We start from the raw sequence: 17,990 nt of genomic DNA, 5'->3' as shown, positions 1-17,990 counted from the left end.
AGCTCCCCAGCGTCCTTACTTTTTCGCGCTGAGCACGGTGAACGTGCGGTCCCGGCTCACCTCTCGGGTGGCGGCAAATCGCCGCTTAAGGAGGGGCCGGTAGCGCAGGTGCGAGTTATGCACGAGGAGCAGTTCTCCGCCCGGCTCGAGAATGCGGTACGCCGCCTCGATGAGCGGCTCGACGAGCGTCGCATCGATACGCGTGCCGTCGTGGAACGGCGGGTTGAGGAGCACGAGGTCGGTCGAGGATTCGGGGTGCTGGGCAGCGGCAGAATCCCACGTGAGAGTGAGAGTGGCGCCGGGTTGTGCCCGGTAGGGCTCTAGCGTGGCGCGCGTCGAGCGAACCGCATCGAGGTCAATATCCGTCGCGGCGAGCGTGAGGGCACAGGCCGTTCGCGCAGCCGCCTCGCATACCGCGAGCGAGAGCATGCCGTTGCCGCAGCCAAGGTCGAGGACGCGCGTGGCGGGCGCCGCATGCTGTGGGCGGGCCGCGAGCCATGAGGCCGCTGCATTCGCGAGCGCCTCTCCCCCGCGGTCAGGCTTAGCGCCCGAGAACACGCCGCCGAAGGCGGTAAGCGTCCCGCCGCCCCACCGCTTCGTGCGCGGGGGCATTACCGTCACGGATTCGCGCGGCGTGGACGCCTCGAGGCACCTAAATTTCCCCTTTCCCAGAAGACCCCGGACTTCGGTGAAGCCGGTCGCGAGCGCATCGTTCATCGAGCGCGTCATGTGCTTCGTGGCGCCACCGAGCACCACGATCATGTCTGTGCCGCTTCGACGCGCGTGCCTCGCGAGCATCCGCGCGTTCTCTTCTAGCGCGGCGAGTGATTTTGGCAGGTGCCCGAGCACAAGTCTCCCCGAGAATCCGTGGGCGGCAAGGAAGGATTCGAGATCGAGCTCGCTTCCGTCGAGACCTGCGATGAGCACTCGATTTCGATCCGCCCGACCCGACGTCGCGGCGGCCTCGTGCGCCGCCGCTTGCACGGTCGATGCATGAGCGCGCGACACCGTGCGCACGAACACCCGCGAATGCGGCCCCACGTGCGCGAGTGCCCATTGAGTCAGTGCGCCGGAGCGGTCATCGAGAACGAGGATGTCTCCATCGCCGCTACCGGGCTGTGCGACGTGCGCGCTCGCATCGTGCATGATGAGGCGGTCGAGGGCGTCGGTACGTGCGTCGGGAAATGTCATGCTCACGAGCCTACGGCACGTGACGAGGGGGCGCGCCAACCTCCACTGGGTTGGCGCGCCCCCTCAGGTGCAAGGAGCGTTCGCGGGTATGAACGCTTCTTTGCCTTACGCGTTCGCGGCGCGCGGCGCCCCGATGCCCGGATCGATCTTCGGCACGTCGCCTGCGCCGGGGCGCACGTCGATGTCGAAGATGGCGGTCGGGATGTACACGGTCGCGCACGAGTTCGGGATGTCAACGACGCCCGAGAAGCGGCCCTCGATCGGCGCGGCACCGAGCAGGAGGAAGATCTGCTCCGGCGTCCAGCCGAAGGTCGTGAGGTAGTCGATCGCGTGGAGGCAGGCGCGCTGGTAGGCAAGCTGCGAATCGAGGTAGCGCTGCTCGCCGTCGAGCGTCACGGACGTACCCGAGAAGGAAATCCACTCGCTGTAGCGCGGCTCGACATTGCCGGGCATGAAGATCGCGTTTTCCTTGACGTTGTACTTGTCCATGCCGCCAGGGATGACATCCACGTGCACGTCGATGAAGCCCGACATCTCGATGCCGCCACAGAAGGTGATCTCGCCATCGCCCTGCGAGAAGTGCAGGTCGCCTACCGAGAAGTGCGCGCCATCCACGTAGACGGGGTAGAACACGCGCGTGCCCTTCGAGAGGTTCTTGATGTCCTGGTTACCGCCGTTTTCGCGCGGCGGAGCGGTGCGTGCACCCTCGGCTGCGACGCGATCGAAATCGTCGCCGGTGAGCGTGCCAAGAACTGCATCCTTCGGTTCGGGCGGGAGCGCGAGCGGAGGCAGGCGGTTCGGGTCCGTGGCGATCAGCGCGGCCTCGCGGTCGTTCCACTTCTTAAGAAGCTCGTGCGAGGGCGCCGTGCCCATGAGGCCCGGATGGATGAGACCCGTAAACGACACGCCAGGCACGTGGCGCGAGGTCGCGGTCTGGCCGTTGAAGTCCCACACAGCCTTGTAGGCATCCGGGAACTGATCCACGAGGAAGCTGCCGCCATTGTTCTTCGCGAAGATGCCGGTGTAGCCCCAGCCCTGACCCGCGAGGGGGCCCTCATCTTCCTGCGGAATCGGGCCAACGTCGAGGATGTCCACGATCAACAGGTCGCCCGGCTTCGCACCCTTAATGTGGAACGGGCCCGAAAGTGCGTGGACCTTGCTCACGGGGGCTTCGAGGATGTCCTGGGCGCTGTCATCGTTCTTGATGTCGCCGTCGAACCACTCGCGGCAGTCGATGCGGAACGTGTCGCCGGGGTTTACCGTGACAGCCGCCGGAATGTCCGGGTGCCAACGGTTGTGGCCAACGATGTCCTGATCTTTGAACGACTTCGTGGAATCAAGCGGGAAAAGATTCTTAGGCATGGCTCTGTGTGCTCCTTTGCTTGCCTACTCGGGGCGTCAGGGACGCGGAAGTGCACGATGGCGCGGATCGTGCGATACAGGGGTTGGCTTGGCGCCTCGCGAAGAGGGAAGCGAAGAATGAACCTGGGGCTCATAGGCGCTGCGCTTCGCTGAATCAATCGCGTTTGTCAGTGCTGGATCGAGCGACCGCACAGCGGGAGCGCTCACGAGGCGCCTCGCGGTGGTGTCGCACTCGGGGCACTGGCGTTCTCGAGTCGTGCTGCTCATCGGCAGCAGTGCTTCGCTGAGGTGACCTTCACCGCACCGAAACTCGTACAGGGGCATGGCACTCCTTCGTCCGCACCTTCGGCGACGCAATTCCCGCGCCACCTTCGTCTTTGCTTAAATCACGCTAACGCCCACCGCATCGAGGTTCCTGAAATCTTCTTGAGTTTACTGAGGCCACGCGGGGCTCTCATGCGCCTCCAAGGACCGTTACGCGGCCAGAAAAGGCACGGTGCGCCGTGCGATCGGCAGGCGTCGGACCCCGCAGGCTGAAGCCTGAGAACGCGACCGAACTGCCCTTCGTTCCTTCCTTCGGCTCCTCTCGCCCGTACCGCACCCACACCGTTGCGGGCAAAGGCGGAAGCGACGGGAACTCGAGTTCCCACAAAAGCGGAGAGTGCGCCCCTACTCCGGCTTCGCTGAGCGCACGCGATCCCAGGAACATGCCGTGGGCGAGCGGCGAAGGGGCACCAAGCGCACGTGCGCTCAGTGCGCTCACGTGAATCGGGTGGACATCGCCGCTCACTCGTGCGAACTCGCGCCCCACACCCGCGGAGAGCTTCCATCGCGACGGAGACGCCGCCGAGGCGAAAGGAGCCGCCTCGGTCTGGAGAGACTTTGCACGCATCGCAGAATTACCGGAGCCACGCAGCAGGTACGTCGAGACGTCGGTCGCGACGATGTCACCCCCGCTCGACAACACCGAGACCACTTCGCACGCGCTCCCCCGTGAAGAGCGTGCGAGGTCCCCAATACGTGTCTCAATGTCGATCCTCTCCCCTATGCACACTGGCCGGTGCAACAAGAGCGAATTCTTGACGTGCACAAGCCCGAGCGCGGGAAGCGGAAAACGCGGAGCCGCCATGAGCGCGAGCCCGAGCGGATGCGCGAGGGCATGCAAGAAACCGGGATGGGCGAGATGCGCATCAGCCCACGCGTCCCTTCCATGAGGCGCAACGACGCGCGAATAGCGCAGGGCGCGCCGCTCCTCAATGGCAACACCGCGCACGCTATAGCGGCGATCGGGAACGTCCTCGGCGCGCGCGACGGGCGCGCGGGTGAGAATCGCTGCCCACGCGGCGGCAGCGTTCGGCACACGCGCAAGAGTCTTCGTGGAAGGCGACATGTCTCTACTCTGTCATTCCGCGTTACCGTGCGCGACGTCGTAAAATACGAGGTGCTGAGAACAACCGACACGGAGGACAGCCGCGAGCATGAACACGCACGAGCCAGACACGATCGAGCGGGCGCGTGAAACCCCGAACGAACAGCAGCCGTGGGCCGATCTGGGCCTCAAGGAAGAGGAGTACGCGAAGATCCGCGAGCTCCTCGGCCGCCGCCCCACGAACGCCGAGCTCGCCATGTACTCCGTTATGTGGTCTGAGCACTGCTCGTACAAGTCCTCCAAGATCCACCTCAAACAGTTCGGCCAGAAACAGACCCCCGCGATGAAGGAAAACCTCCTCGTGGGTATCGGCGAGAACGCTGGCGTCGTTGATATCGGCGACGGCTGGGCCGTGACGTTCAAGGTCGAATCGCACAACCACCCGAGCTACGTCGAGCCTTACCAGGGGGCTGCGACCGGCGTTGGCGGCATCGTCCGCGACATCATCTCGATGGGGGCCCGCCCCGTCGCCGTCATGGATCAGCTCCGATTCGGCGCGATCGACCACCCGGATACTGCACGAGTCGCCACCGGCGTCGTCGCCGGTATCGGCGGATACGGCAACTGCCTCGGTTTGCCCAACATCGGTGGTGAAACCGTGTTCGACCCCGCCTACCAAACCAATCCCCTCGTCAACGCCCTCGCCGTGGGCGTGCTTCGCCACGAGGACATCCACCTGGCCTCCGCGACAGGCGCCGGCAACAAGGTCGTGCTGTTCGGTGCACGCACAGGTGGCGACGGAATCGGCGGCGCGTCGATCCTCGCCTCCGAAACCTTCGAGGACGAGGGCCCGGCGAAACGCCCGAGCGTCCAGGTCGGCGACCCGTTCATGGAGAAGCTGCTCATCGAGTGCTGCCTTGAGCTCTTCGCGAAAGGCACCGTCGAAGGCATCCAGGACCTCGGCGCCGCCGGCATCTCGTGCGCAACGAGCGAACTCGCGTCCAACGGCGGCTCCGGCATGCACATCGACCTCGAAAACGTGCTCCTTCGCGACCCGACGCTGACCGCGGGCGAGATCCTCATGAGCGAATCGCAAGAGCGCATGATGGCCGTCGTCTCCCCCGACAACCTCGAGGAATTCCTCGCCATCACCGACAAGTGGGGTGTTGAAGCCGCCGTCATCGGCGAAGTCACGGGCGAGGGACGGCTCACGATCGACCACTACGGCAAGCGCATCGTCGACGTCGATCCCACGACCGTCGCGCACGAGGGCCCCACCTATGACCGCCCCTACGCGCGCCCGGCATGGCAGGACGCCCTCGAGGCCGACCACGCCGAAGGCCTCCCCCGCCCTGCAAGCACCGACGAACTCGTCACGCAGCTGTGGGCACTCACGACCTCCCCGAACCTCGCGAGCACCGCGTGGGTCACCGACCAATACGACCGCTACGTCGGCGGCAACACCGCGCTCGCGATGCCCGACGACGCAGGTGTGCTCCGCATCGACGAAAAAACGGGCCGCGGCATCGCCATCGCCACCGACGGCAACGGCCGCTTCGCGATGCTGAACCCGAAAGAAGGCGCACGCGCCGCGCTCGCGGAGGCCTACCGCAACGTCGCCACGGCAGGCGCACGCCCTCTCGCCGTGACCGATTGCCTCAACTTCGGCTCGCCCGAAGACCCGGACCGCATGTGGCAGTTCGTCGAAGCAATCACGGGGCTCGCCGACGCCTGCCAGGAGCTCGAAGTTCCCGTGACCGGCGGCAACGTCTCCCTGTACAACTCCACGGGCGAGCCCGGCCGCCTCAACTCGGCAATCCACCCGACCCCCGTCGTCGGCGTCCTCGGCGTGTTTGACAACGTCGCGACGCGGGTGCCCTCCGGATGGCACGAAGAAGGGCTTGCCATCTACCTTCTCGGTGAAACTCGCGAGGAGCTTTCGGGCTCCGCGTGGGCCGACGCCACCCACGCTCACCTCGGCGGCACACCCCCGCGCGTGTCGCTTGCACACGAAAAAGCCCTCGCTACCGTACTCATCGGTGCGGCCGACCAGGGAATCGCACGCGCAAGCCACGACCTCAGCGAAGGCGGCCTCTTCCAGTCACTCGTCGAATCCACCACTCGATTCGACACGGGCGCATCGATCGACCTCACGACCGTGATCGACCGTGACGGCATCGACGCGTTCACAGCCCTCGTCTCCGAGTCGCACGCGCGGGCCATCGTCGCGGTGCGCCCTGACGATGCTCCTGCCCTCGAGGAACTCGCACGCAGTGCGTCGGTCCCCGCGGCTCGCATCGGCACAAGTGGTGGCGACGGCCTGGAGCTGGCTGGCGTCGGAACGTTCCCCCTCGCGGAGCTTCGCGAGCGCCGCGCCCAAACGCTCCCCGAGCATCTCGCTTAACCCGGTCAGATGACGCACGCGGGCCTTCCCAGCGAAGGCCCGCGTGCGCTATGGTAAGGCCGACTTCCCCTCACAAGAAAGCACTTCCCCATGACCTTCGAAAAATCCCCCCTCAATCGTCGCACCCTACTCAAGGTCGGTGCCGTCACCCCCTTCGCCGCAGCCGGAGTGGGCGCTCTCGGAATGGGCCTTGCCCTTGCCGACGACTCCCCCGCCCCCAGCGGTGGTGACACCGCCGTTGTGGATCGCGACCTCGCGCGCACTAACACCGTCGAAACGCAAGGCGCCTCGGAAAACAACCCCGAACTGAACGGTGCTGCGGCAAAGCATGTCGCCGGCTATGTCACCATGGCCGCGGCAACCTGGCCCGCCGATATCGACGCGCCCGACGTGGTGGAGTTCCAGGGCCAAGACATCAACACTGGCGACTGGGGCGATTGGCTCAGCGCAGAGCTGATGACCGACATTGAGGAAAACGCGAGCGAAGCCGTGTGGGTCGGGCCCTCGAGCGCGGTTAATGTCCGCGCCTTCCGCGATGGCATCGACATTTCCGAGCAGCTCACCGCGCACCTCATCACCACGTCGGAATCACGCAGCGACGTGCGCCTCGCCTCAAGCGGTAGCGGTTCCGGCATCACCCGCATTCTGCCTGCTACCGTGACGCCCGGCACCGGCGCGCCAACGTTCATCACCCGTGAGGAATGGAGCGCCGGCACGGTCAACACTTCACGTTTGAGCTACGCGAAGGAACTCAAGGCGATCTGCATCCACCACACGGGCGGCTCCAACACCTACACCGCGGCGCAAAGCCCTCAGGTTGTGCGCGGGATGTTCACCTACCACACTAAAACCCTCGGTTGGGCCGATCTCGGCTACAACGTCGTCGTCGACAAATACGGACAAATCTTTGAGGGGCGCGCGGGTGGCCTGCACCGCAACGTTGCCGGCGCCCACGCCCGCGGCTTCAACACGGGCTCCTGTGGCATCTCCGTCATGGGTGACTACATGGACATTCCCGTGCCCACCGCGGCGCTCAACGCCATCGCAACCGTGGCTGCGTGGAAGCTCGCCAGCACGTTCACTCAGGACGTGTACGGCACCGAGACCTGGACCGTCACCACCTCGAACGTGAAGCGCAGCGGCACCTTCTCCATGCCCCACCTCTTCGCGCACCGCGACGTGAACTACACGGATTGCCCGGGGGACACCTACTACGGCCAGCTTCCGAAGCTGCGCAGCCTCGTGCAGCAAAAGCTCAACGGATTCAAGGAGCGTTACCCCGAGCACCTCGTTGCCTACGTCAACGGCGGCGGGCGCGGTGCGTTCGGAACCGTCACGCACGTTCGCCGGGCAGAAGGGGCCTACGACGTCACTCGCCTCACGGGTGGGCTCATTCTCACGGCAGGTGGTCGCACGAGCGCTCACAAAAGTGCCTTCGGCGCCGACTGGACGTCTGCCTGGGGACGCCCCCTCGAAAGCACGACGGGCACTACCCAGCGCTTCGAGAACGGCACCGCAACACGCGCCAATGGCAGGGTCACTTTCACGCCGCAGAAGAACACGACCTCGCCTTCAGCCGAAGGCGTCACCGGCGCGATCGGGGCTTTCTACGTGAGCAACGGTGGCGCAACGGAATTTGGTGCCCCGCAAGACGCGGAATTCCGCATCGACGGCGGATACCAGCAGAAATTCGCTCGTTCAACCATATCGTGGCACCCTGCGACCGGCGCTTACGATACGCGTAACGCTATCGGCAACAAATGGGATTCCCTTGGCGCAACCGGATCCAGGCTCGGGTTCCCCACGAGCCGCGAGCGAGTTCTGAGCGACGGAGGATTCGCACAATCCTTCCGCAATGGGCAAATTGTCTGGTCCCGCGCTACTGGAGCCGTAACGGTAAGCGAGGCTATCCTCCACTACTGGAACAAGCTCGGCGCCGAAAAAAGCTGGCTAAAGTATCCCGCCCGAGATCCTTTCGCCGGGCTTAGGAATGGCGGCAGCTCGCAATTTTTCCAAGGTGGAATTGTGCTCCACGATGCAAAGAACGGTAAAACCTTCGCCGTCAAGGGCGCGATCCGCGGTGTTTATGTGCGCGAGAACTTCGAGCGCGGAAGTCTCGGTTACCCCGCCAGCGAGGAAGTCGCTGTCAAGGGCGGTGTATACCAAGCGTTCGAGAACGGTCAACGAGTGTATTGGTCGCGTGCAACCGGCGCACGCATTATTAAGAATGGTTTCCTCACCTATTGGCTTCACAGAGGGGGAGAAAAAAGCACACTCGGCTTCCCAACCACGAACGAGTTCAAAGACTCCCGCGGACGCACCGTTCAAGATTTCCAAGGCGGGCGTCTCACGTGGGATCCCAAGAGGCGATCGGTCGCTTTTACTCGACGCAGCTAAGACTCAGCAGTGTGTCGTCCTGCGTGGTTACGGCTGCGCTTAAGGCACGACCGTAGTCGACAACAATAGAGGAAACGGCCCGACACCCCATTCACGGGGGTCGGGCCGTTTCCTCTACGTGAAGAAGAGCCGTGGATCAGGCCTCGGTGTTCTCCGTGGTCTCCTCTGCAGGCGTTTCCTCAGCCGCGGTCTCTTCGACCTTCGTCTCCTCAGCGGGAGCTTCGTCGGCCTTTGCGGATGCCTTGGCAGCGCCTTCGGCTTCCTTCACGACGGCCTGCTTCGGCGAGTACTCTTCCTCCACGAGCTCAAGAAGAGCCATGGGGGCGTTGTCGCCCTTGCGGTTCTCGAGCTTCGTGATGCGGGTGTAACCGCCGGGGCGGTCCGAGAACTTCGGAGCGATCTCAGTCATGAGAACGTGCGCGGCAGTCTTCGTCTTGAGCGTCTGCATCACGCGGCGGCGATTGGCAAGGTCGCCCTTCTTCGCCTGGGTGATGAGGCGCTCAGCGAGGGGCTGAACGCGCTTCGCGCGGGTATGCGTCGTGGTGATGGCACCGTGCTCGAAAAGGGCAGTCGCGAGGTTCGCGAGAATAGCCTTCTCGTGAGCCGGGGACGAGCCGAGTCGAGCGCCCTTAGTGGGTGCAGGCATGTTGTTTCTCCTCGAAGAAAAAGATGGAAATCAGAACTGCTCGCCGAACTCGTCGTCGCCGTACGAGTCAAGAACAGTGGAAGGATCGAAACCGGCCGGGGAATCCTTGAGCGAGAGGCCTAGCTCAGCGAGCTTCGCCTTGACTTCGTCGATGGACTTCTGGCCGAAGTTGCGGATGTCGAGCAGGTCCGCCTCGGAGCGATTGGTGAGCTCACCAACGGTGTACACACCCTCGCGCATAAGGCAGTTGTACGAACGAACCGTGAGGTTGAGGTCGTTGATCGGAAGCGCAAGGTCGGCGGCAAGGGCCTGATCGGTCGGCGAAGGACCAATCTCAATACCCTCTGCCTCGTGGTTGAGCTCCTGTGCGAGACCGAAGAGCTCCACGAGGGTCTTGCCAGCCGAAGCAATGGCATCGCGCGGGGCGATCGCCGGCTTCGTTTCGACATCGATGATGAGTCGATCGAAGTCCGTGCGCTGCTCAACACGAGTGGCTTCAACCTTGTACGTCACCTTGAGAACAGGCGAGTAGATCGAGTCGACCGGAATGCGGCCAATCTCGCTCTCGGCGCCCTTGTTCTGCTGGGCCGAAACGTAGCCGCGGCCACGCTCAACGATCAGCTCGACCTCGAGGCGACCCTTCGAGTTGAGGGTCGCGATGTGAAGGTCGGGGTTGTGAATCTCGACGCCTGCCGGCGGGGTGATGTCGGCGGCGGTCACGACGCCCTCACCCTCCTTACGCAGGTACATTACGACCGGCTCGTCGTTTTCCGACGACACCACGAGGTTCTTGATGTTCAGGATGAGCTCGGTGACATCTTCCTTCACACCCGGAACGGTCGAGAATTCGTGGAGGACGCCGTCGATGCGGATCGACGTCACTGCCGCGCCCGGGATGGACGAGAGCAGTGTGCGGCGCAGCGAGTTGCCGAGCGTGTAGCCGAAGCCCGGCTCGAGCGGCTCGATGACGAACCGTGAGCGGTAGTCAGAAACGACCTCTTCGGTCAGCGTGGGGCGCTGTGCAATGAGCACGTTGTGTCCTTTCTTGGAACGTCCGCTATATGACGTTCGCGGTGGCGGTACGACACTGATGGATGACGGTTATCGTTTCGCGCACCCGAGCAATGCTCAGTTGCGGCGACGCTTCGGCGGGCGAACGCCGTTGTGCGGCTGGGGGGTAACGTCCTGGATCGAACCGACCTCGAGGCCCGCTGCGGTGAGCGAACGGATCGCGGTTTCGCGGCCCGAACCCGGTCCCTTAACGAAGACGTCGACCTTCTTGAGGCCGTGCTCCTGGGCGCGGCGCGCGGCGGCCTCGGCGGCCATCTGCGCAGCGTACGGGGTGGACTTACGCGAGCCCTTGAAGCCGACTTGGCCCGAGGAGGCCCACGAGATCACAGCACCGCTCGGGTCAGTGATCGACACGATGGTGTTGTTGAAGGTGCTCTTAATGTGTGCTTGGCCGTTGACGACGTTCTTCTTGTCCTTGCGGCGAGGCTTACGCGCCGCGGCGGCCTGACGTGACTTGGGAGGCATGTGCCAAAACTCCTTGAGTTCGTGAAAGGTGATCGATACGGGTCAGTGCCGAACACTGCCCGTGGAGTAACTGCCGCTCAGCGAGCAGCCTTCTTCTTGGCGGCCACGGTGCGCTTCGGGCCCTTGCGGGTACGTGCGTTGGTCTTGGTGCGCTGACCACGGACCGGAAGGCCGCGGCGGTGACGCATGCCGGCGTACGAGCCGATCTCGATCTTGCGGCGGATGTCAGCTGCGACCTCGCGTCGCAGGTCGCCCTCGACCTGGTAGTTCTCTTCGATGTAATCGCGCAGCTTGACGAGGTCCTCATCGGAAACCTGGTGGACGCGCTGGTTGCCGTCAACGCCGGTGGCGTTGAGAGCTTCGATTGCGCGGGTGCGACCCACGCCGTAAATGTACGTCAAGGCGACTTCCAGGCGCTTTTCGCGCGGGAGGTCGACGCCAACGAGACGTGCCATGAGCAGTTCTCCTACTGTTTTACTCAGGGGCCTGATCCAGCATGTCGCTCCCGTCTAGGCGGTGCGCCGCGGCCCCTGGCCCGCGGGTGATCCTCGCAATGAGGTTCATGCTGTCTCTTTACTTATAGGTGCGGCGTGAGCCGCGGGGTGCCTCCCGTTGGAGGCGGTGCACTCAGCCCTGGCGCTGCTTGTGGCGCGGGTTCGTGCAGATAACCATGACACGCGAGTGGCGACGAATCACCCTGCAGTTGTCACAGATACGCTTCACGCTGGGGTAAACCTTCATGATGCCCTTCTACAGTTGATCTGCGCTCAGGCCCTGCGGGCCCGAGAGCGTAGCTGACCGCATGCGCGGCCCGGCTTACTTGTATCGGTAAACGATGCGACCCTTTTCAAGGTCGTACGGGCTGAGCTCGACCACAACGCGATCCTCGGGGAGGATCCTGATGTAGTGCTGGCGCATCTTGCCCGAGATATGCGCGAGTACTTTGTGGCCGTTGTCCAGCTCAACGCGGAAGCGCGCGTTTGCGAGCGCTTCGGTCACGGTGCCCTCGACTTCGATCACGCCGTCTTTTTTCGCCATAGTCTCTACTGTCCCTCTGCCCCTTGCGGGGACTGGTTTCGCATGTGCTACCTTCAAGCGCGCACTTTTCAAGCGGCGAACCGCTTAAATTTTCGGGGTTGCCGAAAGAGCGCACTCGACTGTCAATCGTACACGCGCACGCGGGCCGCGATAAGTGGCTTGGCGCGTGCGATCGCTCACCTTCCGTTGACGGTGTGGTCCGACGGTTCCTCAGCGATCGTCACGCCACGCTTTGCAAGTTCAGCTTTGCCGCCGTCTGCGGCACTGAGCACGAAGATTCCCGTGTCGGTCACCGCGACGGAGTGCTCGAAATGGGCTGCGCGCCCACCCTTTGTCGCCACGACGGTCCACTCGTCGTCGAGGATGTCGAATTCACCGTCGCCTTGGATGAGCATGGGTTCGATGCACAGGGCCATACCGGGCACGATTTTCGGGCCGCGATCGCGCGTGCGGAAGTTCATGACGTCGGGCGGCTCATGCATGGCTCGGCCGATGCCGTGCCCTCCGAATTCCTCGAGGTGCTGGATCCGCTCCCCTGCACAGTCGGCGACGTAGTCTTCGATAGCGGCGCCGATCTCTCCCACGCGGCTCGCGGTGGCAAGCGTCGCGATGCCTTCCCACATCGCGCCCCTGGTTACGTCGACGAGCTCGCGATCGGCTTCGCTTCGCGCCGTGCCCACGATATGGGTGCGGGCGGCGTCGGAGTGCCATCCGTCCACGATGCAGCCAGCATCCACGCTCACCACATCACCGTCGCGAATCACCCGGGTGCCGGGGATCCCGTGCACGATTTCCTCATTCACGCTCACGCACACAGTCGCCGGGAAGCCGTGGTAGCCGAGGAAGTTGGACTTCGCACCGGCTTCGGCAATGACGGCACGAGAGATTTGGTCGATGTCTGCCGTCGTCATACCGCTGCGGAGGTTCTTTTCGATCTCATCGTGGATACGGTCAAGCAGAAGCCCCGCGCGGCGCATTGCCCCGAGCTGTTCGGGGGTTTTGAGGCTCACGCGGGGCTTGCGGCGAAAGGACATCCGGGCTCAGACTCCGAGCGCGACGAGGATATCTGCGGTCACAGCGTCGATATCTTTCATGCCGTCGACGCGCTTGACGAGACCTCGCTTGTCGTAGATATCGATGAGGGGCGTGGTCTGCTCGCTGTAAACGTCGATGCGGCGGCGAATGGTCTCTTCGTTGTCGTCGCTGCGGCCCTGCTCTTTTCCGCGCTGAAGAAGCCGCTGCACGATAGCTTCACTCTCAACGTCGAGGAGAATGACGGCGTCGAGCGCCACGCCGAGCTTCTCGAGAATTCCATCGAGAGCCTCCACCTGCGCCACGGTGCGGGGGTAGCCATCGAGGAGGAAGCCGTTCGCGGCATCATCTTCACCAAGGCGGCTCTCCACCATCTCGTTGGTGACCGAGTCGGGAACGTACTCGCCCTTATCCATGTAGGACTTCGCGAGAACACCAAGCTCAGTTTCATTGGAGACGTTCGCACGGAAAATATCGCCCGTGGAAATGGCGGGGACGCCGAGCTTCTCGACAATGCGCTCCGCTTGCGTGCCCTTGCCGGCACCCGGAGGTCCAACAATGAGGAGGCGGCGGGCCGGAGTGGAGGCGGTCATCGGAGAATCCCTTCGTAGTGATGTTGTTGGAGCTTGGAGCTGATCTGCTTCAAGGTATCGAGGCCAACACCGATGATGATGAGGAGCGAGGTTCCGCCGAACGGGAACTTCTGGTCTGCACCAAGAAGCGCGAACGCGATCAGGGGAACAAGCGCCAAGATACCGAGGTACAGGGAGCCCGCGGAGAGCACGCGGTTGATGACGTACTCGAGGTAGCGCGCTGTTGGGCGGCCCGCACGGATACCGGGAACGAAGCCGCCGTACTTCTTCATGTTGTCTGAGATCTCTTCAGCGTTGAAGGTGATCGACACGTAGAAGAACGCAAAGAACACGATGAGGGCGAAATAGACAAGCGAATATATCCACGAGAAGCCCTGGCCGAGCACGAAGTTGGCGTGGATCCACTGCACCCATCCGGACCTCTGGTCGCCAAACGAGGCTATGAGCTGCGGCAGGGCAAGAAGTGAGGATGCGAAGATAATGGGGATAACGCCGGCCTGGTTCACCTTGATCGGGATGTAGGTCGAGGAGCCGCCCACGAGGCGACGGCCCACCTGGCGTTTGGCGTATTGGACGGGGATGCGGCGCTGCGACTGCTCGACGTAGATCACGGCGATCACGATGATCATGCCGATCAGCATGACGATGGAGAAGGTCATCCACCCCTGGAGCTTCAGGATCTGACCGAACGAGGCGGGAAAGCCCGCGGCGATCGACGTGAAGATCAGCAGGGACATGCCATTGCCCACGCCCTTTTCGGTGATGAGCTCGCCGAGCCACATGATAACGAGGGTGCCGGTCGTCATCGTCAGGATCATGAGGACGAGCATCCACCACGACTGATTGGGCACGAGCGGGAGGTTGCAGCCCGCGAAGAAGGCGCCGCTGCGCACGAGGGTGATCACGGTGGTGGACTGCAGGACCGCGAGGCCGATGGTCATGTACCGCGTGTACTGCGTGAGGGTCGCCTGACCTGCTTGGCCGTCCTTGTGCAGCTCCTCGAACTTGGGGATCACGACGCGTAGCAGCTGCACGATAATCGACGCCGTAATGTATGGCATCACGCCGAGCGCAAAGACGGACATCTGCAAGAGCGCCCCGCCGGAGAACAGGTTCACCATGCCGAGCACACCGCCACCGGCACCGTTCAATGCCTGTTCGGTACACGCAGCGATGTTCGTGTAGTCGAATCCGGGGGTCGGCACGAACACGCCGAAGCGGTAGATGGCGAGCATTCCAAGGACAAACAGCAGCTTGTTCCTGAGCTCAGGGGTTCGGAAGGCGCGCACGAAGGCGTTGTCCACCAGGTTCCTCCTGTCGGGCGGCCCGAGGGGTGGGCCTATCATGCACACGGAGCGCATTTGAACTAGGGGCTATTGGCCTATAAAAACAGGCACCGCGCCTCAAAATATCCTGAGTCGCGGTGCCTGGTCAAAGAAGCACTATGAAAATTGCTTCAACTCACGCCACGGTGATCGAGCCGCCAGCGGCGGTGATCTTCTCCTCGGCCGAAGCCGAGAATTTCTGGGCAGTGATGTCGATCTTCACGGTGATGTCGCCAGAGCCGAGCACCTTGACGGGCTGGTTCTTGCGCACGGCACCCTTCGCGACAAGATCCTCGACGGTGACGGTGCCACCCTCGGGGAACAGCGCTTCGATGGTGTCCAGGTTGATGACCTGGAACTCCACACGGAAGGGGTTCTTGAAGCCACGAAGCTTGGGAAGGCGGCGGTGCATCGGGGTCTGACCACCCTCGAAGCCTGCCTTCACCTGGTAGCGCGCCTTCGTACCCTTGGTACCGCGACCCGAGGTCTTACCCTTCGAGCCTTCACCACGGCCCACGCGAATCTTAGCGGTCTTCGCGCCGGGAGCCGGGCGAAGATCGTGGAGCTTAAGCGGGTTTTCGTTCGCCATGGATCAGTCCACCTCTTCAACCGTCACGAGGTGACGGACGGCATTGATCATGCCGCGAATCTCGGGGCGGTCTTCTTTGACGACGACGTCGCCGATGCGCTTGAGACCGAGGCCTCGCACCGTCGAGCGCTGTGCGTCGTTACCGCCGATTACAGACTTGACCTGAGTAACCTTGAGCTGCATCAGGCACCTACCTTCTCTTCACGCGCCTCGCGAGCCGCTGCGCGACCCTCGGCCTGTGCACGAAGCAGGTAGCCGGGGGCGACGTCCTCGAGGGGAAGGCCGCGGCGAGCTGCCACTGCTTCCGGCTCCTCGAGCTGCTTGAGGGCCTTGACGGTCGCGTGCACGATGTTGATCGTGTTCGAGGAACCGAGCGACTTCGACAGAACGTCGGCGACGCCCGCGCACTCGAGAACCGCACGCACCGGACCACCGGCGATTACACCGGTACCGGGAGCAGCCGGGCGGAGGAAGACAACGCCTGCGGCGTCCTCTCCCTGAACCGGATGCACGATCGTGCCCTGGATGCGGGGAACGCGGAAGAAGTTCTTCTTCGCTTCCTCGACACCCTTCGAGATGGCGGCGGGAACTTCCTTCGCCTTGCCGTAGCCGATGCCAACGGTGCCGTCACCGTCGCCAACCACGACGAGCGCGGTGAAGGCGAAGCGGCGACCGCCCTTGACAACCTTCGACACGCGGTTGATTGCTACCACGCGCTCAAGGAAGGCCGACTTCTCTTCCTGACGACCGCCACGGCCCTCGCCGCGACGCCCGCCCTGGTTGCGGTCATTGCCGCGACCGCGGTTGTTACGATCCTCGTTCTCGCCCCTCCGACCGGAGGCCGCGGGACCATTGTTACGCTGCTCAGCAGCCATGTGAATCCTCTTCTCGTCCTATTTCCGGGGGGTGGTCACAGAGTCAGTCCGGCCTCGCGTGCACCGTCAGCGACGGCGGCCACGCGGCCGTGGTACTTGTTGCCGCCACGGTCGAAGACCACGGCGTCGATACCGGCTTCCTTCGCGCGCTGGGCCACGAGCGAGCCGACCTGCTTGGCCTTCTCGGTCTTCGTGGCTTCCGACGAGCGGAGGTCTGCTTCCATGGTCGATGCCGATGCGAGGGTGATGCCCTTCGTATCGTCGATGACCTGAACGTACATGTGGCGCGCCGAACGGGTCACGGCGAGGCGGGGACGCTCAGCGGTACCCGCAACGCGGCGACGGAGGCGCAGGTGACGACGGCCACGTGCGCGGACGCGGCTCTTGCGGTCACCACGAGTGTGCTTTTCAGCGAAACCCATTATCACTTACCAGCCTTTCCGGCCTTGCGCTTCACGGTCTCGTCGGCGTAGCGCACACCCTTGCCCTTGTACGGCTCGGGCTTACGAATCTTGCGAATCTTCGCGGCGGTCTCGCCGACCAGCTGCTTATCAATGCCCGATACCGAGAACTTCGTGGGGCTCTCCACGTTGAACGTGATGCCCATGGGGGCCTTCACGAGCACGGGGTGGGAGAAGCCGAGCGCGAACTCGAGATCGGTTCCCTTCGCGACGACACGGTAGCCGGTGCCCACGATTTCGAGCTTCTTTTCGAAGCCCTCCGTGACACCCTCAACCATGTTCGCGATGAGAGTGCGTGCAAGGCCGTGGAGGGCCTTGTTCTCACGCTCTTCGTTGGGGCGGCGCACGACGATCGAGCCATCCTCAGCGCGCTCAACGCTGAGAGGCTTCGGAACCTCGTACTGAAGCTCGCCCTTGGGGCCAGCGATCTGGACGTGCTGGCCGTCGATAGTCACACCAGTGACGGAAGCCGGTACGGAAACCGGTCGAAGTCCAATGCGGGACATTACGGTTCTCCTTTCCGGTTACCAGACGTAGGCGAGGACTTCCCCACCCACGCCTTTCTTCGTGGCCTGCTTGTCGGTGAGGAGGCCGGAGGACGTGGACAGGATGGCCACGCCGAGGCCGCCGAGCACCTTGGGCAGGTTGGTGGACTTTGCGTACACGCGAAGGCCGGGCTTCGAGACACGGCGGACGCCCGAGATCGCGCGCTCGCGATCGTCGGTGTACTTGAGTTCGATGACGAGGTTCTTTCCAACCTCGGCTTCTTCCTCGCGCCAGTCCTTGATGTACCCCTCGGCCTTCAGAATCTCCGCGATGCGGGACTTAAGGTTCGAGTACGGCATGGTCACGGAATCGTGGAACGCGGTGTTGGCGTTCCGGATTCGCGTGAGCATGTCCGCGATCGGATCAGTCATTGTCATGTCGAATGCTTCTTTCTCACCGTGGTTTCCCTCGCGTAAAGCGGGGACCTGTGGCGATAGTCCTTACCAGCTGCTCTTGGTGACACCGGGCAGTTCACCGCGGTGGGCCATCTCGCGAAGGCACACGCGGCAAAGGCCGAACTTGCGGTACACCGAGTGCGGGCGACCGCACTTCTGGCACCGGGTGTAGGCGCGCACAGCGAACTTGGGCTTGCGCTGCTGCTTGTTCTTAAGCGCTGTCTTGGCCAT

Annotated in this window: 22 protein-coding genes; 2 read left to right on the top strand and 20 right to left on the bottom strand. The window is 63.5% G+C overall.

What is annotated here, in order from left to right; all coding sequences use genetic code 11:
* Window positions 1-15: 15 nt before the first annotated feature.
* From HMPREF1484_RS05625 to HMPREF1484_RS10945, 4 genes are all read right to left on the bottom strand, one after another.
* Window positions 16-1,191 carry a class I SAM-dependent methyltransferase gene (locus HMPREF1484_RS05625; RefSeq protein ID WP_016664061.1) on the bottom strand — a complete coding sequence of 392 codons (1,176 nt, stop codon included), beginning with the start codon at window positions 1,189-1,191 and terminating at the stop codon, window positions 16-18.
* Between the two features lie 105 nt (window positions 1,192-1,296).
* A complete protein-coding gene (fmdA, locus tag HMPREF1484_RS05620) occupies window positions 1,297-2,553 on the bottom strand; it encodes a formamidase (protein WP_016664060.1) in 1,257 nt (418 codons plus the stop codon).
* A gap of 36 nt (window positions 2,554-2,589) precedes the next feature.
* On the bottom strand, window positions 2,590-2,877 hold the full coding sequence (locus tag HMPREF1484_RS05615; RefSeq protein WP_016664059.1) for an FmdB family zinc ribbon protein: 288 nt from the start codon (window positions 2,875-2,877) through the stop codon (window positions 2,590-2,592).
* A gap of 130 nt (window positions 2,878-3,007) precedes the next feature.
* Window positions 3,008-3,943 (bottom strand): MaoC/PaaZ C-terminal domain-containing protein, encoded by a 936-nt coding sequence (locus HMPREF1484_RS10945; protein WP_016664058.1) that lies wholly within the window; start codon window positions 3,941-3,943, stop codon window positions 3,008-3,010.
* 88 nt (window positions 3,944-4,031) lie between these two features.
* Between HMPREF1484_RS10945 and purL the strand changes: the two genes are divergently transcribed.
* On the top strand, window positions 4,032-6,326 hold the full coding sequence (gene purL / locus HMPREF1484_RS05605) for a phosphoribosylformylglycinamidine synthase subunit PurL (protein ID WP_016664057.1): 2,295 nt from the start codon (window positions 4,032-4,034) through the stop codon (window positions 6,324-6,326).
* A 90-nt stretch (window positions 6,327-6,416) separates the two neighbouring features.
* Window positions 6,417-8,723 (top strand): N-acetylmuramoyl-L-alanine amidase, encoded by a 2,307-nt coding sequence (locus HMPREF1484_RS10940; protein WP_016664056.1) that lies wholly within the window; start codon window positions 6,417-6,419, stop codon window positions 8,721-8,723.
* 136 nt (window positions 8,724-8,859) lie between these two features.
* On the opposite strand, the gene rplQ is transcribed toward HMPREF1484_RS10940, so the two are convergent.
* From rplQ to HMPREF1484_RS05525, 16 genes are all read right to left on the bottom strand, one after another.
* Window positions 8,860-9,369, bottom strand: a complete 510-nt coding sequence (gene rplQ, locus HMPREF1484_RS05595) for a 50S ribosomal protein L17 (protein ID WP_016664055.1) — start codon at window positions 9,367-9,369, stop codon at window positions 8,860-8,862.
* 30 nt (window positions 9,370-9,399) lie between these two features.
* Window positions 9,400-10,401 (bottom strand): DNA-directed RNA polymerase subunit alpha, encoded by a 1,002-nt coding sequence (locus HMPREF1484_RS05590; RefSeq protein WP_016664054.1) that lies wholly within the window; start codon window positions 10,399-10,401, stop codon window positions 9,400-9,402.
* A gap of 96 nt (window positions 10,402-10,497) precedes the next feature.
* Complete coding sequence (gene rpsK / locus HMPREF1484_RS05585; protein WP_016664053.1) at window positions 10,498-10,905, bottom strand: 30S ribosomal protein S11; 408 nt, start codon at window positions 10,903-10,905, stop codon at window positions 10,498-10,500.
* A 77-nt stretch (window positions 10,906-10,982) separates the two neighbouring features.
* Window positions 10,983-11,360, bottom strand: coding sequence for a 30S ribosomal protein S13 (gene rpsM, locus HMPREF1484_RS05580; protein ID WP_016664052.1), 378 nt, complete (start codon window positions 11,358-11,360; stop codon window positions 10,983-10,985).
* A gap of 172 nt (window positions 11,361-11,532) precedes the next feature.
* Window positions 11,533-11,646, bottom strand: coding sequence for a 50S ribosomal protein L36 (rpmJ, locus tag HMPREF1484_RS11265; RefSeq protein WP_016664051.1), 114 nt, complete (start codon window positions 11,644-11,646; stop codon window positions 11,533-11,535).
* Window positions 11,647-11,721: 75 nt separating this feature from the next.
* Window positions 11,722-11,943 carry a translation initiation factor IF-1 gene (gene infA, locus HMPREF1484_RS05575; protein WP_016664050.1) on the bottom strand — a complete coding sequence of 74 codons (222 nt, stop codon included), beginning with the start codon at window positions 11,941-11,943 and terminating at the stop codon, window positions 11,722-11,724.
* Window positions 11,944-12,119: 176 nt separating this feature from the next.
* Window positions 12,120-12,977, bottom strand: a complete 858-nt coding sequence (map, locus tag HMPREF1484_RS05570; protein WP_016664049.1) for a type I methionyl aminopeptidase — start codon at window positions 12,975-12,977, stop codon at window positions 12,120-12,122.
* 6 nt (window positions 12,978-12,983) lie between these two features.
* Window positions 12,984-13,568 (bottom strand): adenylate kinase, encoded by a 585-nt coding sequence (locus HMPREF1484_RS05565; RefSeq protein WP_016664048.1) that lies wholly within the window; start codon window positions 13,566-13,568, stop codon window positions 12,984-12,986.
* Window positions 13,565-14,872 carry a preprotein translocase subunit SecY gene (gene secY, locus HMPREF1484_RS05560; RefSeq protein ID WP_016664047.1) on the bottom strand — a complete coding sequence of 436 codons (1,308 nt, stop codon included), beginning with the start codon at window positions 14,870-14,872 and terminating at the stop codon, window positions 13,565-13,567. Before secY ends, HMPREF1484_RS05565 begins: the two co-directional genes overlap by 4 nt.
* 157 nt (window positions 14,873-15,029) lie before the next feature.
* The gene (gene rplO, locus HMPREF1484_RS05555) at window positions 15,030-15,482 is read right to left on the bottom strand and encodes a 50S ribosomal protein L15 (protein ID WP_016664046.1); all 453 of its coding nucleotides are present in this window, start codon (window positions 15,480-15,482) and stop codon (window positions 15,030-15,032) included.
* Between the two features lie 3 nt (window positions 15,483-15,485).
* Window positions 15,486-15,668, bottom strand: coding sequence for a 50S ribosomal protein L30 (gene rpmD / locus HMPREF1484_RS05550; protein WP_034372287.1), 183 nt, complete (start codon window positions 15,666-15,668; stop codon window positions 15,486-15,488).
* Window positions 15,665-16,357: a 30S ribosomal protein S5 gene (gene rpsE / locus HMPREF1484_RS05545; RefSeq protein WP_016664044.1), complete on the bottom strand. Its 693-nt coding sequence runs from the start codon at window positions 16,355-16,357 to the stop codon at window positions 15,665-15,667. The genes rpmD and rpsE overlap by 4 nt, the downstream gene beginning before the upstream one ends.
* Before the next feature lie 35 nt (window positions 16,358-16,392).
* On the bottom strand, window positions 16,393-16,779 hold the full coding sequence (rplR, locus tag HMPREF1484_RS05540) for a 50S ribosomal protein L18 (RefSeq protein WP_016664043.1): 387 nt from the start codon (window positions 16,777-16,779) through the stop codon (window positions 16,393-16,395).
* Between the two features lie 2 nt (window positions 16,780-16,781).
* Entirely contained in the window at window positions 16,782-17,324 is a 543-nt protein-coding gene (gene rplF / locus HMPREF1484_RS05535) for a 50S ribosomal protein L6 (protein ID WP_016664042.1), read from the bottom strand.
* 18 nt (window positions 17,325-17,342) lie between these two features.
* Window positions 17,343-17,741: a 30S ribosomal protein S8 gene (rpsH, locus tag HMPREF1484_RS05530; protein WP_016664041.1), complete on the bottom strand. Its 399-nt coding sequence runs from the start codon at window positions 17,739-17,741 to the stop codon at window positions 17,343-17,345.
* 63 nt (window positions 17,742-17,804) lie between these two features.
* Window positions 17,805-17,990: a type Z 30S ribosomal protein S14 gene (locus HMPREF1484_RS05525; protein WP_016664040.1), complete on the bottom strand. Its 186-nt coding sequence runs from the start codon at window positions 17,988-17,990 to the stop codon at window positions 17,805-17,807.

The sequence above is a fragment of the Dermabacter sp. HFH0086 genome, assembly GCF_000413375.1.
Classification (GTDB): Bacteria; Actinomycetota; Actinomycetes; order Actinomycetales; family Dermabacteraceae; genus Dermabacter; species Dermabacter hominis.
The sequence above is the reverse complement of the archived record's forward strand: the minus strand, read 5'-3'. Positions and strand labels throughout refer to the sequence as shown.